The organism is Bacillus sp. FSL E2-0195, from assembly GCF_038003645.1.
In the GTDB taxonomy this organism is placed as follows: domain Bacteria; phylum Bacillota; class Bacilli; order Bacillales; family Bacillaceae_G; genus Bacillus_A; species Bacillus_A mycoides.
Map to the genome: position 1 here is coordinate 3727608 of NZ_JBBOPN010000001.1, position 23215 is coordinate 3750822.

A 23215-nucleotide genomic window follows, 5' to 3' on the forward strand; every position below is an offset into this window, starting at 1 on the left:
TCTGTCTTAGTATTACCAAATTTAAGAAGTAAAACTTGTAACAAAATATGTATATACGACAGAAATATCTTTACTATCTACATAAGCAAAATGTAGATAGTAACACGAAAGAGTGGGTTTCCCCACTCTCTTTTTCACAAAATATACATGACATGGTTATCTCGGTTTATAGTATACCATAGCAAATGTTGATTTGCAAAGATTTTTCCTACCTATTAGAACAGTGACAATTGGTTTTGATCCGGTAAATCTCCTAGACAACCTTGACCATCTAAATACTCAATAATCGTTTTAGAAACCTTACTGCGCTGCTGTAAGTCTTCTTTTGATAAGAAATCACCATTTTTACGAGCTTCAACAATACTGAAAGCTGCGTTTGTACCAAGACCGGGAACTGCATTAAATGGAGGAATTAAAGTATCCCCATCAATTATAAATTCGGTTGCATGCGAGCGGTATAAATCAACCTTTTGGAATGAATAACCACGCTCACACATTTCAAGTGTCATTTCTAGTACCGTTAATAAACTCTTCTCTTTCGGTGCTGCATCCAATCCTTTTTGTGCAATTTCATCAATTTTTACACGTATGGATGCTGAACCTTTCGCCATCGCCTCTACATCAAAGTCATCTGCACGAACTGTAAAATATGCCGCATAGAATAAAAGTGCGAAATGTACTTTAAAGTATGCAATACGTACAGCCATAAGTACGTAAGCAGCCGCATGGGCTTTAGGGAACATGTACTTAATCTTCTTACATGAATCAATATACCAACCTGGTACATTGTTATTTCTCATTTCCTCTTCCCATTCTTCTGGTACACCTTTACCTTTACGCACCGACTCCATGATTTTGAAGGCTAATGATGGATCCAAGCCTTGATAAATTAAATATACCATGATGTCATCACGACAACCGATAACTTCACTCAGTGTACACGTACCGTTATAAATTAATTCATTCGCATTACCTAACCATACATCTGTACCATGGGACAGTCCAGAAATTTGGACAAGCTCTGAAAACGTCGTTGGTTTCGTTTCTTCTAACATTTGTCTTACGAATTTCGTACCAAACTCTGGTATACCAAGTGTACCTGTTTTACAGTTAATTTGTTCTTCCGTTACCCCTAAAGACTCTGGACCAGAGAAAATTTTCATTACTTCTGGATCATCCGTTGGGATTGTTTTCGGGTCAATACCACTTAAATCTTGAAGCATACGAATAACAGTCGGATCATCGTGTCCTAATATATCAAGTTTCAATAAATTATCATGAATTGAGTGGAAGTCAAAGTGCGTTGTTCTCCACTCAGCACCTATTGAATCAGCCGGAAACTGAATTGGTGAAAAGTCAAAAATATCCATGTAATCTGGTACAACGATAATACCACCTGGATGCTGTCCGGTCGTACGCTTTACACCTGTACATCCCGCAACTAAGCGATCAATCTCTGCATTTCGAATTGTTAAGTTATGATCATTAGCATAACCTTTCACATACCCATAAGCGGTTTTTTCCGCAACCGTACCAATTGTTCCTGCGCGGTATACATAATCTTCACCGAACAGTAATTTCGTATAGTTATGGGCGCGTGGTTGGTATTCTCCGGAGAAATTCAAATCGATATCCGGTACCTTATCCCCTTTAAATCCAAGGAACGTTTCGAAAGGAATGTCATGCCCATCTTTCACATATGGAACATTACATGTTGGGCATTCTTTATCTGGTAAATCAAAACCAGAACCTACAGAACCGTCATTAAAGAACTCTGATTGTTTACACTTTGGACATACATAGTGCGGTGGTAATGGGTTTACTTCTGTAATTTCCATCATCGTTGCAACAAATGATGAACCTACCGATCCACGCGAACCTACTAGATAACCGTCCACTAACGATTTTTTCACAAGCTTATGTGAAATTAAATAAATAACGGCGAATCCATGTCCAATAATACTTTTCAATTCTTTTTCCAAACGAGCTTCTACAATTTCCGGTAGTTCATCTCCATAGATACTTCTTGCCATTATATAGCTCATATCACGTGTTTCATCATCAGCACCTTCAATTTTCGGTGTGTATAAATCATCTTTTACTGGACGAACATCACCAATTAATGACGCGATCTTGTGTGTATTTGTCACAACAATTTCTTTTGCTTTGTCTTCACCTAAGAATGAAAAACAATCTAGCATTTCATTTGTTGTACGGAAATGTACAGGCGGTAATGAATGGCGATTTAACGGATTAGCTCCTCCCTGCGAACTGACTAAAATTTTCCGATATATCGCGTCCTCTGGATCTAAATAATGCACATTCCCAGTAGCAACAACTGGCTTATCTAACGTCTCACCTAGTTTTACTAAGTTAGAAATTATTGTTTTTAACTGTCCTTCATCTCGAACGAGTTCACGTTCCACTAAATGACGTAACACTTCTGGAGGCATAACCTCAATGTAATCGTAAAACTGTGCAATTTCTTCTACTTCTTCAGGCGCTTTTTGCATCATAGCTTCAAATACTTCACCTTTGTCACAAGCTGTTCCTACTAAAATGCCTTCGCGATATTTTTTTAATAGTGATCGTGGTACACGTGGTACACGATAAAAGTAATTCAAGTGAGAATATGAAACAAGTTTATATAAGTTTTTCAACCCAACATCTGATGTGGCAAGTAACGTCAGATGACTTGGACGCCCACGTTTATACGCATCCCCTTGTCCCATACTATCGTTTAGTTGATCGTGATATTCAAATCCCTTTTCAATCACATCTTTTAACATCTTCACAAGTAAATATCCCGTTGCTTCTGTATCATAAATCGCACGGTGATGTTGCGTTAATTCAATATCAAGCTTTTTACACATCGTATTTAATCGATGATTTTTCATTTCTGGGAATAAGAACCGTGCAAGTTCTAACGTATCAATAACTGGATTTTTCGTTTTTTCTATCCCAGCCTTTTTAAAACCTACGTTAATAAAGCCCATATCGAAGCTTGCGTTATGAGCAACAAGTGTATGGTCACCCATCCATTCCTCAAACTTTTTAAACACTTCGTCCACTTCTGGTGCATCAGTTAACATATCATCTGTAATACCTGTTAATTCAATAATCGTCGCCGATAATGGTTGATGAGGATTTGCGAAAGATTCAAAGCGATCAATAATTTCTCCACCTTTTACCTTTACAGCAGCTAACTCAATGACTGTATCATATACAGCAGATAACCCTGTTGTCTCAACGTCAAAGACAACATATGTTTCTTCTGCAAGTAGACGATGTGCTTCGTTATATGCTATCGGCACACCATCATTAACTAAATTTGCTTCTACACCATATAGAACTTTAACTCCAGCCTTTTTACCAGCAGAATATGCTTCTGGGAACGACTGTGCAACAGCATGGTCTGTAACTGCAATAGCCTCATGCCCCCATTTTCCGGCTTGGGCAACGAGCTTAGACACAGAAGTAACAGCATCCATTTGACTCATTGGAGTATGAAGATGAAGTTCTACTCTTTTTTCCCCTTCTTTTGCTTTATCTTTACGAGAAGGTCCCGTTATTTCATTTATATCATTTGCGATCATAACTAAATCACGCACGAATGTATCATTTTGAACTGAACCACGCGCTTTTACCCAAGTTCCTTTTTTCAAGGATTGTAACATCGGGATATCTTCTTTATCACGTGAGAACATCTTAATCATAATAGAATCCGTATAGTCAGTTATCTTTAAAGTTAATAATGTACGTCCACTACGAAGTTCTTTCGTCTCTACATGGAAAACATACCCTTGAACGGTTTTTCTTCTTTCTTCATCTTGAATTTCACGCAGCGGCGTAATCTCTTCATCTGGCTTAATAAGATAACCAAGCACAACTGGTCCTTCATGAACAACATCACTTTCTTCAGCTTGCCTTTTAGCCATCTCTTCCATAGCCTGTATAACTCGTTGACGATCTTCTTCCTGTGTTTGCTCACGAAACTTTTGCATTTCTTCTGCATTTTGCTTTATATGTGTGTCTAACTGAAAACGCGGGAATCCAAAAGCTTCGTATTGATCACCTACTGGTTTCGCAACGTTTTTCTTTAAAGTAGTAGATTCCAGCTCATTATTCACATTTAATAGCAACTTCACGCCATTGACCTGCGGAAGTTGCTTCTTTAAGTACGCGAACATAGGTGAAAATGTAATTCGTTCTGTACAAAGCGGCCAATATGCCTTCACTTCTTCTTCTGTAAATTGTTTATTCTCTGCTTCTAATGCAAATGTTGTTCTTGCAATATGAGAAAATGATTGCTTAAGCTTTGTTTCTAGCAACTCATATAATTCTGTCGGCAAAATACGTGGCACTTGTAAGTCAAAATGCCAACTTTTATTCGCTTTATCAATAACTAGCTTTTCAATACCACCGCCATGTAAATATTGATTTATAAGGTCTTCTGGTATTTGCAACTGTTGGAGCAAAATTTGAAATCGCTCTTGTTGTTCATTTGTTAATGACATAAGCACTCTCCTTCCATTTGCTATTATAAATTGAAACGTACTACAAAGAAAGATTTCTTCCTTCTTCTTTTACAAAATACGTTTACAAAGAAAGAGAAGGTACCTCATTACGAGGTACCTCTTCTTATTTTAAAATATTAGCAATATATGTTTGAAGTTCTTCTACTTTCACTTCTTCAGACTCGCCTGTAGCACGTACTTTCACTTCTACAATACCTTCATCTGCTTTTTTACCAACTGTAACACGAACTGGAAGGCCGAATAAATCTGCATCTGCAAATTTAACACCTGCACGTTCTGCACGATCATCTAGTAATACTTCGTATCCTTGCTCTTGTAATGAGTTATAGATATTTCCACCCATTTCACGTTGTGCATCAGATTTCATATTTACTGGAATTACATGCACATGGAACGGTGCAACAGATTTTGGCCAAACTAAACCATTCTCATCATTAAACTGCTCTGCAATTGCTGCCACTGTACGAGATACACCGATACCGTAACAACCCATAATAAGTGGTTTTGTTTTTCCGTTTTCATCTAGGAACGTTGCGTTCATTGCTTCACTATAACGAGTTCCTAATTTGAATACATGACCAACTTCAATTCCACGTGCGAAAAGAATTGTTCCATTTCCATCTGGAGATTGGTCTCCTTCTTGGATGAAGCGTAAATCTGTATATTGACTTACTTTAAAGTCACGTTCTGGATTTACATTTACATAATGGAATCCTTCTTCGTTCGCTCCTGAACATCCGTTGACAATTGATGCTACAGCATGGTCAGCGATAATTTCGATATCCCCTGTAACACCAATCGGTCCTAAAGAACCCACTTCACAGTTTAATAACTCTTTTATTTCTTCATGTGAAGCAAGCTCAACGACTGAAGCTCCGTATACATTCTTCACTTTTATATCATTGACTTCATGATCGCCACGAACAAGTACTACTACTAATTTCGCATCTACTTTAAACACCATAGATTTAATGCATTTTTCTGCTGCGATATTTAAGAATGCAGATACTTCTTCAATAGCTTTTTGATCTGGAGTTGCTACTTTTTCAAGTGCTTTTTCGGCTTCATCACTCTTCGTATACGTAGCAACAACAGGAGCCATTTCAATATTTGCCGCATAATCAGATGTATCAGAATACGCAATTGTATCTTCACCTACATCAGATAACACCATAAATTCGTGTGTATCTTTTCCACCCATTGCTCCAGAATCAGCGATAACTGCACGGAAATTCAAACCACAACGAGCAAAGATATTAGAATACGCTTTGTATAAACCGCTATATACTTCATCCAAACTTTCTTGTGTTGCATGGAAAGAATACGCATCTTTCATTAAAAATTCTCTTCCGCGTAATAAACCGAAACGTGGTCTTTGCTCATCACGGAATTTTGTTTGAATTTGATATAATGTTAATGGTAGTTTTTTGTATGATTTAATTTCATCACGTACAAGATCTGTAATTACTTCCTCATGAGTTGCCCCTAGCGCAAACTCGCGAGCATTACGATCTTTCATACGCATTAATTCTGATCCGTAAGAATACCAACGACCTGATTCTTGCCATAATTCAGAAGCTTGCATAGCTGGCATTAATAGTTCTACTGCCCCTGCGCGCTCCATTTCTTCACGAACAATACGTTCTACTTTGTGTAACACTTTTAAACCAAATGGTAGAAAACTATAAATACCAGAAGCATTTTGACGCATAAACCCTGCGCGAAGTAATAATTGATGACTCTTAATTTCAGCATCTGCTGGAACTTCACGTAATGTAGGACTGAATACCATACTTTGTTTCATTTATTCGCACCTCTTCATTTTACTCTTACACGCAATAAAACCCCTCACCTCGAGTTAGGTGAGGGATTTTATTCTATGAGCTCTATTTCATTATAAACTTCTTCTTATTTTACAAGAAAAACTTACGGATGTCATTCCATGTTACAACTAACATAAGCAACATTAATAATGCAAACCCAATAAAGTGAACCATTCCTTCTTTTTGACGATCAATTGGTTTTCCTCGTAATGCTTCAATTAAGAAGAAGAACAAACGTCCACCGTCTAAAGCTGGGACTGGTAATAAATTAAATAAACCAAGGTTAATACTTAAAACTGCCGCTAAACTTAGTACACGCGTAAATCCATAATCTACAACTTGATCTGTTAGATTATAAATTCCTACTGGACCTGACAACTCATTAATAGAAAATTGACCCGTTACTAATTTCACAAGAGAATCAAAAATTAGTTTCGTCCATTCGTAAGTTTGTTCAAACCCTGATTTAATAGAACCCATCACTGTTTTCTCTACAGGAGAATAAACACCAATTCTACCAACTTCGTCTTTTCCTTCTTTATCAAGCGTTGGTGTTACTTTCACATTAAATTGCTCACTATCACGCTTTACATGTAACGTAATTTCTTTATTTGGGTTTTCACGTACAATCGTTACAACATCTTTCCATGTACTAGTGTTCTTCCCATTGATTGCTTGAATCGTATCGTTTTCTTTTAATCCAGCTTGTTCTGCAGCACTATTCTCCATTACTTTTCCGACCATTGGTTTGTCAACAGGAACTCCTTGTACAAATCCAAGAATCACAAAAATAACAAATGCTAGAATAAAGTTCATTGCAGGACCTGCAAAGATTGTTAGAGCACGTTGGCCCAATTTTTTAGAGCCAAATTGTCTATTGTACGGAGCGATTTGAATTTCTTCTCCCGTAGAAATGATACGAGCTTTTTCATTTACTCGGAATGTTTGCAGCTCTTCCTCGTACTCTTCATAACCCAAAATTGTAAGATTATGCTCTAAATCAGCTTGTTCGACTTCAATGACACGAACATTTGGATATTTTTCATGTCCGTCAAAAACTAATTTCACAACTTCGTCTTTTTCATTTAATACAAGTCCAACCTTTTTTCCAGGTTTTAACTCAACTGTGTCCGCATCCTCGCCAGCCATTCTTACATAGCCACCAAGGGGCAGTAATCGAATCGTATACACCGTTTCATTCTTTTCAAATGAGAATATTTTCGGACCAAAACCAATCGCGAACTCGCGGCACAAAATACCTGCTCTTTTTGCGAAATATAGATGCCCTAGCTCATGGAAAAATACGAGTGCACCGAAAATTAATATAAAGGCAATCGCTGTATTCAATTCCATAACCACCTTTGCTAAATTTGTTCCATCACAAACCGTCTTGTGGCTGCGTCAATTTCCTGAATTTCCTCTAAGCTCGGACGTGCAATGACAGTGTGATGGTGCATTGCTTTTTCAATGAGGTCTTCCACTGTTAAGAAACCAATTCTCTTTTGTAAAAAAGCTTCAACAGCTACTTCATTTGCCGCGTTCATTACAGCCGGCATACTTCCACCTGTCTTTCCAGCTTCATACGCAAAACGTAGACAACGGAAACGCTCTTGATTCATTTTCTCAAAATGCAATGTTCCCATTTCCCATAAATTTAACTGTTTCGTGTCTGAAAGAGGCAATCTATCAGGATATGTAAGCGCGTATTGAATCGGTACTCGCATATCAGGTGAGCCAAGCTGTGCCATTACACTACGATCTTCAAATTCAACCATAGAATGAATAATACTTTCTTTATGTAGAACAACATCGATTTGCTCATAAGGGATACCAAAAAGCCAGTGTGCTTCAATTACTTCTAGCCCCTTATTCATCATTGTAGCAGAATCAATTGTAATTTTCGAACCCATTGACCAGTTTGGATGACGAAGTGCATCTTCTACGGTCACTTGATGCAATTCATCTCTCGTTTTATCACGAAAACTTCCGCCTGAAGCAGTTATAATTAAGCGAGAGATTCTTTTTTCATTTTCACCATTCAAGCATTGAAAAATAGCTGAATGTTCACTGTCTACTGGAAGTAACGATACATTATGTTTTCGTGCTGCTTCCATTACAAGATGCCCTGCAGTTACTAACGTTTCTTTATTTGCAATTCCAATTGTTTTTTTCGCCTCAATTGCGCGGAGTGTCGGTAACAACCCTACGCTACCTACAACAGCATTCACTACAATTTCTGTATCTGGGTGCAGCGCTACTTCTAATAAGCCTTCGCTACCATATACTACTTTTGTATTACCAGAAACAGCTTGTAATTTTAAAACATCTTCCTCTCTTTGCACAGAGACAATTTGCGGGGAAAATTCTTGAATTACCTTTACTGCATAATCAACATTTTTCCCTACAGAAAAAGCAACGAGACGGAATTGGTCTGGGTGCGAGCGTAACACATCTAATGTTTGTGTACCGATTGATCCGCTTGCACCTAGTAAACTAATGTTTTTCATGACTCCAACCCCTCGTTCATTTATTAATTGTATTGTAATAAGAAGTATAGAATTGGTAACACAAATAACCAACTATCTGTTCGATCTAAAATACCACCATGTCCAGGTAAAATTGTACCTGAATCCTTTACACCATAATGGCGTTTAAATGCAGATTGCACTAAATCACCAATTTGTCCAAAAATAGAAATGATAATCGTCAGAACGATTAAAACTCCTACATTCGCTTCAACTGGGAAGAACATATTGTAAACAAGTGCAACAACAATTCCACAAACAATACCGCCTAATGAACCTTCAATCGTTTTATTCGGACTAATTTCTGGCCATAATTTTCTTCTTCCAAATGCTTTTCCTATGAAATATGCACCTGAATCAGTTGCCCATATGACAAATAGTGCACAGAACACATATTTGATTCCTAATATTCTCGTTTCATTTAAATATAAGAATCCCATTCCAACATATGTCGTTGCCATAAGTAAAAATGAAGCATTGTCAAAAGTAAATGTATTCTTAGAAAGGACTGTATATGATAAAAGTAATAAAACAATCACAAATGTGATTTCTAATTTACCTAACCCAATCCACGTAAACAGTTCTGATGCACTACTCGGAATTAAAATAATCCACAATAATACTGCAGCTAAAACTGTTGGTACCGAAATAAGCGTAAGCTTGTTCATACGAATTAATTCATATAAACCTATAGAAGCAAGTGCATACACTAAAACTGTAAAAGGCACGCCACCGTAAATTACGATGGGAATGAATAGCGCGGCAGCAATCACTCCAGTAATAATTCTCTGTTTCACTACCAAACCCTCTCTTTCTACACGCCTCCGAATCTGCGCCCTCTATGTTGAAAGTCTGTAATCGCATTTAGCAAATGTTCCTCGGTAAAATCTGGCCAATACACATCTGTAAACCAAAATTCCGAATAAGCAATTTGCCATAACATGAAATTACTAATACGTAGCTCTCCGCTTGTACGGATTAACAACTCTGGATCAGGTAAAGAACTCGTCATTAAGTAAGAAGAAATCTTTTCTTCACTTATTTCTTCCGAACGAATTTTTCCTTCCTCACTATCTTTCATCATATGTTGCACAGCAGAAACGATTTCATCTCGACTTCCATAGTTTAACGCGAAATTAAGAATTAATCCCGTATTCTCTTTCGTATCTTCCATGGCTTTTTCCATCGCTCTGCGCGTATGCGTAGGAAGACGATCTTTTTGCCCTATTACTCGGACTTGTACGTTTTCTTCAATCAACTCTGGTAAAAATGCACCTAAAAATTCTTCTGGAAGCTTCATCAAATAATCAACTTCTTTTTTCGGTCTTTTCCAGTTCTCAGTCGAAAAAGCATAAAGAGTTAATACTTTCACATCAAGCTTACTTGCAAATTTTGTGATTTTCTTCACAACTTGCATACCTTCATGATGACCAGCAATGCGAGGCATGGCTCTTCTCTTTGCCCATCTTCCATTACCATCCATAATAATAGCAATATGTTCTGGGATATATCCTTTTTTCACTTTTTCAATGAGATGATCAAACGATGTGACCTTTTTACTTTTAAAAAAAGGAAACTTTTTAAACATCATTCATACCCTCCAACAAGCAGACGTATGCCTAAAAGTGTAAAAAGACCCCCTTAAGAAGAGGGTCATATTTGCGAAATTATCGCTATTACACTTCCATAATTTCTTTTTCTTTGTTTTTTGCGATTTCGTCAACTTTTGCAATATATTTATCTGTTTCTTTTTGGATATCTTCAGTATATCCTCTTAAATCATCTTCTGTAATGTCGCCAGCTTTTTCAAGCTTCTTAAGGTCATCATTACTGTCACGACGTACGTTACGAACAGCAACTTTTGCTTCCTCAGCATATTTCTTCACAACTTTTACAAGATCGCGACGACGCTCTTCTGTTAATGCAGGGAATGCAATACGAATTACAGTTCCATCATTAGAAGGGTTTAAGCCTAAATCTGCTTTTAAAATTGCTTTTTCAATATCACCGATAGAAGTTTTATCATAAGGTTGAATTACAAGCAAACGTGCTTCTGGAACTGTAATGTTCGCTAATTGCACAACTGGTGTTGGTGCACCATAGTAATCAACTTGTACCTTATCTAATACAGACGAGCTTGCACGACCAGCGCGAACTGTTGCTAATTCACGAGAATAAGCAGCAACTGCTTTTTCCATTTTTTCATTTGAAGACTTCAATACTTGTTGTCCCATAATTTATTTCCCCCTTACAACTGTTCCAATATTTTCGCCTAAAACGGCACGTTTAATGTTACCTTTTTCCATAACCGAGAATACAATTAATGAAATATCATTATCCATACATAAAGAAGAAGCTGTAGAATCCATTACACCTAAACCTGCTTTTAATACATCTAAGTAAGTAAGTGTTTCGTATTTCGTAGCTGTTGGGTCAATAGATGGATCTGCACTATATACGCCATCCACATTATTTTTCGCCATTAAAATAACGTCCGCTTCGATTTCAGCTGCACGTAATGCTGCTGTTGTATCTGTAGAGAAGTATGGGTTACCTGTACCTGCAGCAAAGATAACAACACGTTTTTTCTCTAAGTGACGAATTGCTTTACGACGAATGTAAGGCTCTGCCACTTGACGCATCTCAATTGAAGTTTGTACGCGAGTTTGAATTCCGATATTCTCTAAGCTATCTTGAAGAGCTAATGAATTCATAACTGTTGCTAACATGCCCATGTAATCTGCTCCTGCACGATCCATGCCCATTTCGCTTCCAATTTTCCCACGCCAAATGTTACCGCCACCAACAACAACTGCAACCTCTACATCAAGTTCTGCAATTTCTTTCACTTGTTCCGCAACTGACTTAATAACAGCTGGGTTAATTCCAAATCCTTGCTCGCCAGCTAAAGCTTCTCCGCTCAGCTTTAAAACGACACGATTATATTTCGGTTTACTCATAATGAACCTCCAATTGCTTACATCTTTATTTTAAAAAAGGGAACACAATGTGTTCCCTAATCTGTATTAGTTGTTACCTTTTACTTGGTTCATTACTTCTTCAGCAAAGTTGTCTTCGCGTTTTTCGATACCTTCACCAACAGCGTAGCGAACGAATCCTTTTAATGTTCCGCCTTTAGACTCAACGAATTGACGAACTTTCATGTCAGGATTCTTAACGAATGTTTGGTCAAGTAAGCAAATCTCTTCAAAGAATTTGCCAAGACGGCCTTCTACCATTTTCGCAACGATTTTTTCAGGCTTGCCTTCGTTTAAAGCTTGTTGTGTTAATACTTGACGCTCATGCTCAACTTCTTCAGCTGTTACAGCATCGCGGTCGATGTATTTAGGGTTAACTGCTGCGATGTGCATTGCTACATCTTTAGCAGCTGCTTCATCAGTAGAACCTTCAAGAACTGTTAATACACCAATACGTCCACCCATGTGTAGGTAAGCGCCGAATGCATCAGCATCAGTTTTTGATACGATTTCGAAACGACGAAGTGTAAGTTTTTCACCAATTTTAGCGATTGCTTCGTTGATGTGCTCTTCTACTGTTTTGCCGCCTTCGATTGTTTGAGCCATAGCTTCTTCAACGTTAGCAGGTTTGTTAGCTAATAAGTGAGCAGCTAATTCTTTAATTAACGCTTGGAAACCTTCGTTTTTCGCAACGAAATCAGTCTCAGAGTTTAATTCTAAGATTAAACCTTCGTTACCGTTTGTTTCGATGAAAGTTAAACCTTCAGCAGCGATGCGGTCTGCTTTTTTAGCAGCTTTCGCAATACCTTTTTCACGTAAGAAGTCAATTGCTTTCTCCATGTCGCCGTTAGTTTCTGTTAAAGCTTTTTTGCAGTCCATCATACCTGCGCCAGTTTTTTCACGAAGTTCTTTTACCATTTGTGCAGTGATTGCCATGTTTTTCATCCTCCTAAAATATGTATTTATACCTTAAAAAAGGTGATAAAAGGCCGAACCCCTTATCACCTTTCCAAATTTGTTACGCAGTAACAGTTTCTTCACCTTGTTTTGATTCAAGGATCGCGTCTGCCATTTTAGATGTAAGAAGTTTTACAGCACGAATTGCATCATCGTTTGCTGGGATAACGTGATCGATTTCGTCTGGATCACAGTTTGTATCAACGATACCGATGATTGGAATGTGTAATTTGCGCGCTTCAGCAACTGCAATACGCTCTTTACGAGGGTCTACTACGAATAATGCACTTGGAAGACCTTTCATATCTTTAATACCGCCTAAGAATTTCTCAAGACGCTCTAACTCTTTTTTAAGTTGAACAACTTCTTTCTTAGGAAGTACTTCGAAAGTACCATCTTCTTGCATTCTTTCGATATCTTTAAGACGCTTGATACGCTTTTGGATTGTTTGGAAGTTTGTTAAAGTTCCACCTAACCAACGTTGGTTAACGAAGTACATACCAGCACGAGTTGCTTCTTCTTTAATAGCTTCTTGTGCTTGTTTTTTAGTACCTACGAATAAAATGTCTCCACCTTCAGCAGCGATGTCACGCATCGTTCTGTAAGCTTCCTCAACTTTTTTCACAGTTTTTTGTAAGTCGATGATGTAGATACCGTTACGCTCTGTGAAGATGTAACGCTTCATTTTTGGGTTCCAACGACGAGTTTGATGTCCGAAATGAACACCAGCTTCAAGCAATTGTTTCATAGAAATTACTGACATAATTTAGTTCCTCCTAAATGGTTTTTTGATATCCTCCGTTTACTTCATCTCTAAGCGAAACTACGAACGTAGCACCAACACTTAAATCAGTAAACGTGTGTACTTTGTACTGACACCACTGCTTACTATATCATACTGAAATATTACAATCAAGTCGAAAATGCGAACAATGTAAAACTTTCTTTTTTTCACGCTCAAATTCTAGTATTACCAACCTTCAATTCCTTTAAGCAAGGAATTGAAGGTTAATTAATAGTTTTCTAATGAATGTTGTCATGACGCCTTACGTAAGCAAAATCATTCACTTAAAAAAACAAAAAACTCTCCTCAAGCGAGGAGAGTTTTTTTATAAATTAGTTTGTTTTTAATTTAGCAAGTTCCTGTAGAAACTTGTCGTTTAGCACTTTAATGTATGTTCCTTTCATACCTAAAGAGCGAGACTCAATAACACCAGCACTTTCTAATTTACGTAGTGCATTTACGATTACCGAACGAGTAATTCCGACGCGATCAGCAATTTTACTTGCAACAAGTAAACCTTCTGTTCCATTTAATTCTTCGAAGATATGCTCGATTGCTTCTAACTCACTGTAAGATAATGAGCTAATCGCCATTTGAACAACAGCTTTACTACGTGCTTCCTCTTCGATTTCTTCTGCTTTTTCACGTAAGATTTCCATACCTACAACAGTTGAGCTGTATTCAGCAAGAATTAAATCATCGTCTAAGAACTCTTGACCAAGACGAGCTAATACTAGTGTACCTAGACGCTCACCTCCACCAACGATTGGTACGATTGTAGTTAAACCTTGACCGAATAATTCTCTATTTTCTACCGGGAATGCTGTGTAGTCACTATCCACACCTAAATTTGAAGATGTTTCTGTAACATTGAATAAACTTTGCGTATACTCTTCTGGGAATTGACGCTCTGCAAGCATGTGCTTCATACGTTCGTTTTCGATTTGTTGGTGAATCGCATATCCTAATAATTTACCGCGACGACTTACAACGAACACGTTCGCTTCAATTACTTCACACATTGTGTCAGACATCTCTCTAAAGTTTACAGGCTTTCCTGCTGCGCTCTGTAATAACGCATTTAATTTTCTCGTTTTTGCTAATAATTCCATTTCAAAATTTCCTCCTACATGTTACTTACATATTTTTTCATCACTTGGAAACTAGGGCGAGTCACCTGATGACACTATTACAAAATAAACTGGCTCACATCTTTATTTTTAGCTATTGTCGCTAATTTTTCCTCAACATATTGAGGTGTTATCGTTATTTTCTCTAACGTAATTTCAGATGCCTCAAACGATAAATCTTCAAGGAGCTTCTCCATAACAGTATGAAGTCTTCTCGCTCCAATATTATCTGTATCCTGATTAACTTGATAAGCAATCTCAGCAATCTTACGAATAGCTTCGTCTGAAAATTCAATTTCTATACCTTCAGTCGCTAATAACGCCGTGTACTGTTTAATTAGCGCATTGTCAGGCTCGATTAATATTTTAACAAAATCATCCGCCGATAATTTTGTTAATTCTACTCGAATCGGAAATCTCCCTTGCAATTCCGGAATTAAATCCGACGGTTTAGACATATGGAACGCTCCAGCTGCAACAAATAAAATATAATCCGTTTTTACTGATCCGTATTTCGTTGCTACATTCGACCCTTCTACAATCGGTAAAATGTCACGTTGCACACCTTCACGCGATACATCTACGCTATTCGACTGCTTACCAGCAATTTTGTCAATTTCATCGATAAAAATAATCCCGAGCTGTTCAGCACGATAAACAGCCTCTTGTGTAACTTCATCCATATCAATTAAGCGCTGTGCCTCTTCATTTGTCAAGAGTTTTCTTGCTTCTTTTACAGAAAGTTTACGTTTTTTCGTTTTTTTCGGCATGATACTTCCTAGTGCATCTTGGAAATTCATTCCCATTTGCTCCATGCCAGTTCCTTGCAACATATCAAACATAGAAGACTGTTGTTCCGTCACTTCGATCGATATCACTTCATCTTCAAGAAGGCCTGCCGCAAGCTTTCTTTCCACATCTTGACGTTTCTTTTCGATTTCATCATCTTCCTGTGCATCAGATGTTTGGTTTGAATTTTGATTACCACCAAAAAGCATTTCTAATGGATTTTTAAATCCAGATTGTTTCTCCGGAATCGGCACTAAAATTTCAACAAGACGTTGATTCGCTTGCTCTTCTGCTTTATCTTGAACTTTAACTACCATTTCCTCTTTCACAATGCGAACAGACGTTTCAACAAGGTCGCGGACCATCGACTCTACATCTCGACCCACATATCCAACTTCTGTAAATTTCGTCGCTTCAACCTTAATAAAAGGTGCTCCAACGAGTTTCGCCATTCGCCGTGCTACCTCTGTTTTACCAACACCTGTCGGTCCAATCATTAAAATGTTTTTAGGTGCAATTTCATCACGTAAATTTTCAACTAATTTACTGCGACGGTATCGATTTCGTAGAGCTACAGCAACCGCTTTCTTTGCATCTTTTTGACCGATGATGTATTGATCTAATTTTTCCACAATTTGACGCGGAGTAAAATGTAAATGCATATAAAATGCCTCCCTTACGATTCTACAATTCTTCAACAATTATGTTGTGGTTCGTATAAACACAAATATCGCCTGCAATTTCTAAACTGGCCTTCGCAATTTGTTTCGCTGTTAAATGTTCACTTGCATGTTGCTTTAAAGCACGACCAGCAGCAAGTGCATAATGTCCGCCTGAACCAATTGCTAAAATACCATCATCTGGTTCAATCACTTCTCCTGTACCTGAAACAAGGAGCATCGTTGTTTTATCCATGACAATGAGCATTGCTTCTAGCTGACGTAGCATTTTATCACCACGCCATTGTTTCGCCATCTCAACTGCAGCGCGCTGCAAATTGCCATTATACTCTTCTAATTTTCCTTCAAACATTTCAAAAAGAGTAAATGCATCAGCAACTGATCCTGCAAAACCAGCTAAAACCTTCCCTTGGAAAAGTTTGCGAACTTTGCGAGCTGTATGTTTCATTACAACAGCATTCCCCATCGTTACCTGACCATCTCCAGCCATTGCACATTCTCCATTATGATGAACTGCAAATATCGTTGTAGCGTGGAAATTTCCCATAGAAAAAACTCCTTTATATGTTTTTATAGCCTTAAAAGCAATTTATGCCCGCGGGTGATGCTTCATGTACACAGAACGCAATCTTTCTTTAGAGACATGCGTATAAATTTGTGTGGTTGACAAATTCTCATGACCTAATAGCTCCTGCACAGTACGTAAATCCGCTCCTTCATCCAACATATGTGTAGCAAATGTATGCCTTAACATATGGGGACTTATCCGCATTGTAAGTGAAGCTTTCTTAATGAGTTCGTTCAAAACATAACGTACACCCTGATCTGTTAACGGCTTACCTTTCGCATTTAAAAATACCATATGAGATTGTTCTTCAGTCTTTTGAGCTAACTGTTTTCTCCCGTTCTCTATATAAGTAATTAAAGCATCTTGTGCATAGCTTCCGAACGGAATATATCTTTGTTTTTTCCCTTTTCCCATCACTAAAATTGTTCCCACTGCAAAGTCAATGTCGGTAAGTTGCAAATTAACGCATTCGCTTACACGAATCCCAGTTGCATACATCAACTCTAATAAAGCTTGATTCCTTTGACCTAATGGTGCCCCTGTATCAGAAACTTCAAACAATTCCTCTAACTCTTCAGCATATAAAAACTTTGGGATTGACAATTCTTTCTTGGGAAGTGACGCAAGTGCAAACGGATTATCTTTTTGATAACCTTCACGCATCAAAAAACGATATAAACTTCGTAAGCTTGATACTTTCCTTGCGACAGATTTACGGGCTAACTTCTGATCGTGCAACGTCGTCAAGTATAAACGAACATCCGCGTATGTAACATCTAAAAAAGAGGATATGCCTTCTCGCTCCATAAATTGCACAAAATGTTCTAAATCATTTTGATAACTTGCAATTGTATATTTTGAATAATTTCTTTCAATTTGTAAATATCCAACGAATAATTGTAACAATTTCTTCACATTCACATCCATATAATTCACCTCAATAAAGGCTACTAAATCGTATCACAACTTAGTAGCCTTTGCAAGAAATTTAATTAAATATTTACAAAATTTTGAATTGTTTCCAAAGCGCGTGTAGCATATGCTTCATTTCGCTCTTGTTTCTTTTTAATTTTCTTCTCTAACGGTGTAAATAAACCGAAGTTTGCATTCATTGGCTGGAAGTTTTTCGCATTTGTCGCAGTAATATAATTTGCCATACTTCCCATTGCAGTTACAGGTGGTAATACAACTGGCTCTTCACCTTGTACAAGTCGAGCAGCGTTAATACCCGCTAATAATCCTGATGCTGCTGATTCAACATAACCCTCTACACCAGTCATTTGACCAGCGAAGAATAAATCATCACGTTGTTTATATTGATATGTTGGACGAAGCAAATTAGGCGAATTAATAAACGTATTACGATGCATTACACCATAACGTACAATCTCTGCGTTTTCTAGTCCTGGAATTAGCTGTAACACTTCTTTTTGTGGCCCCCACTTTAAATGTGTTTGGAAGCCTACAATATTGTATAATGTTCCTGCTGCATCATCTTGACGTAACTGAACAACCGCATACGGTGTTTTCCCTGTTTTCGGATCTTCTAACCCAACAGGCTTCATCGGCCCAAATACTAACGTCTGTCTTCCTCTACTTGCCATAACTTCTACTGGCATACAACCTTCAAAGAAAATTTCTTTTTCAAATTCTTTTAAAGGCACTGTCTCAGCAGCAATTAAAGCCTCATAAAAACGATCAAACTCTTCTTCTGTCATTGGACAGTTTAAATATGCCGCTTCACCTTTATCATAACGGGATTTTAAATATACTTTATTCATGTCAATGCTGTCTTTCTCAACGATTGGCGCGGCAGCATCATAGAAATAAAAATAATCTTCACCTGTTAGTTTTTTTAATTGTGCAGAAAGATCAGGAGACGTAAGTGGACCTGTCGCAATAACAGTTGGTCCCTCTGGAATTTCAGTGATTTCCTCATTCATTACAGTTACGTTCGGATGATTTTTCACATATTCAGTCACTTTCGCCGCGAATTCATGACGGTCTACAGCTAAAGCACCTCCTGCTGGTACAGAGCACTCATCGGCTGCACGAATAATGACAGAATCCATTAGACGCATTTCTTCTTTAATAACACCAACAGCATTTGTTAATGTGTTTGCACGAAGTGAGTTACTACATACTAATTCAGCAAATTTATCTGTATGATGAGCTGGTGTTTGCCTTACTGGTCTCATTTCATATAATTTTACTTGGACACCACGCTTTGCAATTTGGTAAGCTGCTTCGCTTCCTGCAAGACCTGCGCCAATGACGTTTACTACTTGTGTTGTCATATATATCACCTTTCCTTTTCTTCCCGAAAAAAATGTGAGCAGTTACGCTCACATTTGTTGTTCTTCTTCATAATCACACGAAATACATTGTACTTGCACGCCTTTTTTTAACTTTTTCTCTACGAGCATACCTTCACACTTCGGACATTTACGACCAATCGGCTTATCCCAAGATACAAAGTCACATTCTGGATACGTACCGCATCCGTAGAAAAGGCGTTTCTTTTTATTACTACGGCGTTCAATAATTTGCCCTTTATCACACTTCGGACAAGTAACACCGATTTCTTTTACAATCGGTTTTGTATTACGACATTCCGGGAAATTTGAACAAGCCATAAACTTCCCATATTTACCCATTTTAAAGACCATCGGGTGACTACATAATTCACAGTCTTCCCCAGCTGGTTCATCTTTAATTTCCACTTCACGCATTTCTTTTTCCGCTTTTTCTAAGCGCGGTTCAAATCCTACGTAGAAATCATCAACAATTTTCACCCAATTTGCATTTCCTTCTTCTACTTCATCAAGGCTTTGCTCCATATTGGCAGTAAATTCAATGTTAATAATTTCTGGGAAAAACTCTAAAATAAGTTCGATTACTATTCCACCAAGCTCAGTCGGAACGAAGCGTTTATTATCTAAAGCAACGTATCCTCGTTTTTGGATTGTTTCAAGTGTCGGTACATAAGTAGACGGTCTCCCAATTCCAAGCTCTTCAAGTGTTCTTACTAGACGAGCCTCTGTATAACGCGGCGGAGGCTGTGTGTAATGTTGCTTTGGTTCTATATCTTTTGAAAATACAGTTTCACCTACTTCTAACGGTGGCAACATCTTATCCTTTTCTTCCGCACCATCATCTTTCGACTCTACGTACACTTTCATAAATCCTGGGAACTTTACAACTGATCCACTTGCACGGAACTGAACATTGTTATTAATGAGTTTCGCTGTAACAGTATCCATTATAGCAGATGCCATTTGACTTGCAACAAATCGCTCCCAAATCAGTTTATACAAACGGAGTTGATCACGACTTAAGAAACTTTTTAGTTCCTCTGGCTTTCTCATTACCGAAGTAGGACGAATCGCCTCATGCGCATCTTGTGCTTTCGACTTTTTCGTTTCTTTCCTCTTCTCTGTTCCTATGTATTCCGCACCAAACGCCTCAGTAATGTAATCACGAGCCTCTGTTTGAGCTGTTTCTGAGATACGTGTTGAATCAGTTCTCATATACGTAATAAGACCTACAGTCCCTTGTTTTCCAAGATCTATCCCTTCATACAGCTGCTGTGCAAGCATCATTGTTTTCTTTGCTCGCATATTTAACTTACGCGCTGCCTCTTGTTGCAAGGAAGATGTTGTAAACGGTAATGCAGGGTTACGCTTTCGCTCTTTTCGCGTTACATTTTCAACCGAAAACGCATTGTCTTTCATCTTTTCGATTATTTCGTTCACTTGTGCTTCGTTCGTTAATTGAACTTTTTCACCATCTACACCGTAAAAGCTTGCTTCAAATGTGTCTTTCCCTTTCACAAATTCTGTTTTAATTGTCCAGAATTCTTCAGGTTCAAAACTTTGAATTTCTTTTTCACGTTCGATGATTAAACGAACTGCTACAGATTGTACGCGTCCTGCACTTAATCCTTTTTTTACTTTCTTCCATAATAAAGGACTAATATTGTAACCAACAAGACGATCGAGTATACGTCTTGCCTGTTGTGCATCTACTAAATCCATATTAATTGCACGAGGATATTTAAATGATTCTTTTATTGCATCTTTTGTAATCTCATTAAATACAACTCGGCAATCTGATTCCACGTCCACATTTAACGTATTTGCTAAATGCCAAGCAATTGCTTCTCCTTCACGATCCGGATCGGCCGCGAGATAGACTTTCTTTGCTTTTTTTGCCGCTGATTTTAAATCTTTTAAAACGGGACCCTTACCACGAATGGTAATATACTTCGGGGTGAAGTTATTCTTTACTTCTATCCCCATTTGGCTTTTAGGTAAATCGCGGACATGTCCCATGGACGCGACGACTTTGTATTTTTTCCCTAAATATTTTTCAATGGTCTTCGCCTTAGAAGGCGACTCCACGATTACGAGGTAATCTGACATGCTAGTGCCTCCTTAAGAGGTGGATTCAAGTCTTCATCAATCTTATTGATTTCTCTTGTTTTTGTCAATCAAGAATGAATATACCATACAGCGACAATCTACCATTTGTCAATAATTGTTTAATAAAAACATAAAAATATATGGTTAATTTAAAATTTCTTCAAGGATATCCTCCGCATTTCTTACTAGCTTTGCGCCTTGTTGAATTAGATGATTCGTTCCCGCTGCACTCTCTATAAATATAGGTCCAGGAAGCGCAAACACCTCTCTATTTTGTTCTAGCGCAAGGTCTGCAGTAATAAGGGATCCACTTCTCGTTTTTGCTTCTACAACTAAAACACCTTTACTTATACCGCTAATAATTCGATTTCTTTTTGGGAAATACCATTTTTTCGGCACATAATGAGGCGGATACTCTGTCAATAACAATATATAATCTTTCCACGTGTCATACAAACCTCTATTCTCCTTTGGATACATATAAGATAATCCGTGTCCTAATATTGCAATGGTCGGGCAATGCTGCCTTACTGTAACTTCATGAGCAATTGTATCTATCCCTCTTGCAAACCCACTAACAATAAGCCATTCTTTTTCAAGTAAAGGTTGTAAAATAAACTTCATACTCTCCTTTCCATATAAAGACGGTTCTCTCGTTCCAACAATCGCTAATTTATTTACTTTATTTAGAAAATCTCTTTCTCCTTTTCCGTATAAAACAAAAGGGGGATCTTGTATTTCTCGCAGTAATTGTGGATAGTCCTTATCCCATATTGTTATATAAAATATTCTCTTTTTTTCTAACTGGGATACATATTGTTGGAGATTTGAAATTTGAAGAAAATTTACTAGTTCTAAAGATTTTTCCGAGGATATTCCAGCGTAATATTCAAATTGTTCCGGACTAAAAGTGTATATTCCCTTCAGTTCTGGATCAACATATAGTAGTCTCTCCATCGCCTTCCAATGATCCGCCAACATGTAATGAAGGTGCAATAAACGTTCTCTTTTCATCTCAATTCTCCTTACCCATAATTTTTATTATGTAAACAAAAAATGTGTAAAAAGACACCCTCTAATAAGAAGGTGTCTTTCAAAAAGATTAGTAGTTTTTACAAGTCTCAAATAATCCCTTTTCTTTTAAAACAGAGATTAATGTTTCACCCATAACAGCTGGTGTTTCCGCTACTTTAATACCACAAGCTTCCATTGTTTTAATCTTTTCAGCAGCAGTTCCTTTGCCGCCAGAAATGATCGCCCCAGCATGACCCATACGTTTGCCTTCAGGCGCTGTTTGACCACCAATGAAGCCTACAACTGGTTTTGTCATATTAGCTTGTACCCATTCTGCTGCTTCTTCTTCTGCCGTACCGCCGATTTCACCAATCATAATTACAGCATGCGTTTCTTCATCTTCATTAAATGCTTTTAACGCATCAATAAAGTCCGTACCGTTAACAGGGTCTCCCCCGATACCTACAGCAGTAGATTGGCCAATACCTTCTTGCGTTAACTGATGTACAGCTTCATACGTTAATGTACCAGAGCGAGATACGATACCAACATGACCTTTTTTGTGAATATATCCTGGCATAATACCAATTTTACATTCGTCAGGTGTAATGACACCAGGGCAGTTTGGTCCAAGTAAACGTGTATGTTTACCCGCCATATATCTCTTTACGTTTACCATATCTAATACAGGGATTCCTTCAGTAATACATACTACTAAATCAACCTTTGCATCAACAGCTTCCATAATTGCATCAGCCGCAAAAGCGGGTGGAACGTATACAACTGAAGCGTTTGCGCCTGTTGCTTTCACAGCATCTTCTACTGTATCAAATACTGGTACGCCTTCAATATCAGTGCCACCTTTACCTGGTGTTACACCACCTACAATTTTCGTACCGTATTCAATCATTTGCTTTGTATGGAATAACCCTTGAGAACCTGTAATACCTTGAACAATAACTTTTGTATCTTTATTAACTAATACGCTCATTTTTCTCCCCCGCT

Annotated in this window: 18 protein-coding genes; all 18 read right to left on the reverse strand. The window is 37.8% G+C overall.

Translation table 11 applies throughout. The features are described from left to right. Window positions 1-215: 215 nt before the first annotated feature. Window positions 216-4517 carry a PolC-type DNA polymerase III gene (locus MHH59_RS19100; protein ID WP_002185075.1) on the reverse strand — a complete coding sequence of 1434 codons (4302 nt, stop codon included), beginning with the start codon at window positions 4515-4517 and terminating at the stop codon, window positions 216-218. 124 nt (window positions 4518-4641) lie between these two features. Continuing rightward, window positions 4642-6342 (reverse strand): proline--tRNA ligase, encoded by a 1701-nt coding sequence (locus MHH59_RS19105; protein ID WP_340852119.1) that lies wholly within the window; start codon window positions 6340-6342, stop codon window positions 4642-4644. Window positions 6343-6451: 109 nt separating this feature from the next. Then, window positions 6452-7708: an RIP metalloprotease RseP gene (gene rseP, locus MHH59_RS19110; RefSeq protein ID WP_340852121.1), complete on the reverse strand. Its 1257-nt coding sequence runs from the start codon at window positions 7706-7708 to the stop codon at window positions 6452-6454. 17 nt (window positions 7709-7725) lie between these two features. Further along, on the reverse strand, window positions 7726-8868 hold the full coding sequence (dxr, locus tag MHH59_RS19115; protein ID WP_002014547.1) for a 1-deoxy-D-xylulose-5-phosphate reductoisomerase: 1143 nt from the start codon (window positions 8866-8868) through the stop codon (window positions 7726-7728). 23 nt (window positions 8869-8891) lie between these two features. Then, on the reverse strand, window positions 8892-9683 hold the full coding sequence (gene cdsA, locus MHH59_RS19120) for a phosphatidate cytidylyltransferase (RefSeq protein WP_340852123.1): 792 nt from the start codon (window positions 9681-9683) through the stop codon (window positions 8892-8894). Window positions 9684-9700: 17 nt separating this feature from the next. Further along, window positions 9701-10477, reverse strand: coding sequence for an isoprenyl transferase (locus MHH59_RS19125; protein ID WP_002014545.1), 777 nt, complete (start codon window positions 10475-10477; stop codon window positions 9701-9703). Window positions 10478-10562: 85 nt separating this feature from the next. Continuing rightward, window positions 10563-11120, reverse strand: coding sequence for a ribosome recycling factor (gene frr, locus MHH59_RS19130; RefSeq protein ID WP_000531506.1), 558 nt, complete (start codon window positions 11118-11120; stop codon window positions 10563-10565). 3 nt (window positions 11121-11123) lie between these two features. Then, window positions 11124-11846 carry a UMP kinase gene (gene pyrH / locus MHH59_RS19135; protein ID WP_002014544.1) on the reverse strand — a complete coding sequence of 241 codons (723 nt, stop codon included), beginning with the start codon at window positions 11844-11846 and terminating at the stop codon, window positions 11124-11126. 66 nt (window positions 11847-11912) lie between these two features. Continuing rightward, window positions 11913-12800 carry a translation elongation factor Ts gene (gene tsf / locus MHH59_RS19140; RefSeq protein WP_002088177.1) on the reverse strand — a complete coding sequence of 296 codons (888 nt, stop codon included), beginning with the start codon at window positions 12798-12800 and terminating at the stop codon, window positions 11913-11915. 82 nt (window positions 12801-12882) lie between these two features. Next, the gene (gene rpsB, locus MHH59_RS19145; protein ID WP_002185070.1) at window positions 12883-13584 is read right to left on the reverse strand and encodes a 30S ribosomal protein S2; all 702 of its coding nucleotides are present in this window, start codon (window positions 13582-13584) and stop codon (window positions 12883-12885) included. A gap of 353 nt (window positions 13585-13937) precedes the next feature. Next, a complete protein-coding gene (codY, locus tag MHH59_RS19150; RefSeq protein ID WP_002014541.1) occupies window positions 13938-14717 on the reverse strand; it encodes a GTP-sensing pleiotropic transcriptional regulator CodY in 780 nt (259 codons plus the stop codon). Window positions 14718-14794: 77 nt separating this feature from the next. Continuing rightward, entirely contained in the window at window positions 14795-16186 is a 1392-nt protein-coding gene (gene hslU / locus MHH59_RS19155; protein WP_340852126.1) for an ATP-dependent protease ATPase subunit HslU, read from the reverse strand. Between the two features lie 22 nt (window positions 16187-16208). Continuing rightward, a complete protein-coding gene (hslV, locus tag MHH59_RS19160; protein WP_002014538.1) occupies window positions 16209-16751 on the reverse strand; it encodes an ATP-dependent protease proteolytic subunit HslV in 543 nt (180 codons plus the stop codon). 42 nt (window positions 16752-16793) lie between these two features. Then, the gene (gene xerC / locus MHH59_RS19165) at window positions 16794-17693 is read right to left on the reverse strand and encodes a tyrosine recombinase XerC (RefSeq protein WP_078175468.1); all 900 of its coding nucleotides are present in this window, start codon (window positions 17691-17693) and stop codon (window positions 16794-16796) included. 71 nt (window positions 17694-17764) lie between these two features. Beyond that, complete coding sequence (gene trmFO / locus MHH59_RS19170; RefSeq protein ID WP_002066796.1) at window positions 17765-19069, reverse strand: FADH(2)-oxidizing methylenetetrahydrofolate--tRNA-(uracil(54)-C(5))-methyltransferase TrmFO; 1305 nt, start codon at window positions 19067-19069, stop codon at window positions 17765-17767. A gap of 48 nt (window positions 19070-19117) precedes the next feature. Further along, window positions 19118-21196, reverse strand: a complete 2079-nt coding sequence (gene topA, locus MHH59_RS19175; RefSeq protein WP_002088184.1) for a type I DNA topoisomerase — start codon at window positions 21194-21196, stop codon at window positions 19118-19120. Between the two features lie 144 nt (window positions 21197-21340). Further along, a complete protein-coding gene (gene dprA / locus MHH59_RS19180; RefSeq protein WP_002167750.1) occupies window positions 21341-22210 on the reverse strand; it encodes a DNA-processing protein DprA in 870 nt (289 codons plus the stop codon). Between the two features lie 88 nt (window positions 22211-22298). After that, complete coding sequence (gene sucD / locus MHH59_RS19185) at window positions 22299-23201, reverse strand: succinate--CoA ligase subunit alpha (RefSeq protein WP_002033796.1); 903 nt, start codon at window positions 23199-23201, stop codon at window positions 22299-22301. Window positions 23202-23215: the final 14 nt, after the last annotated feature.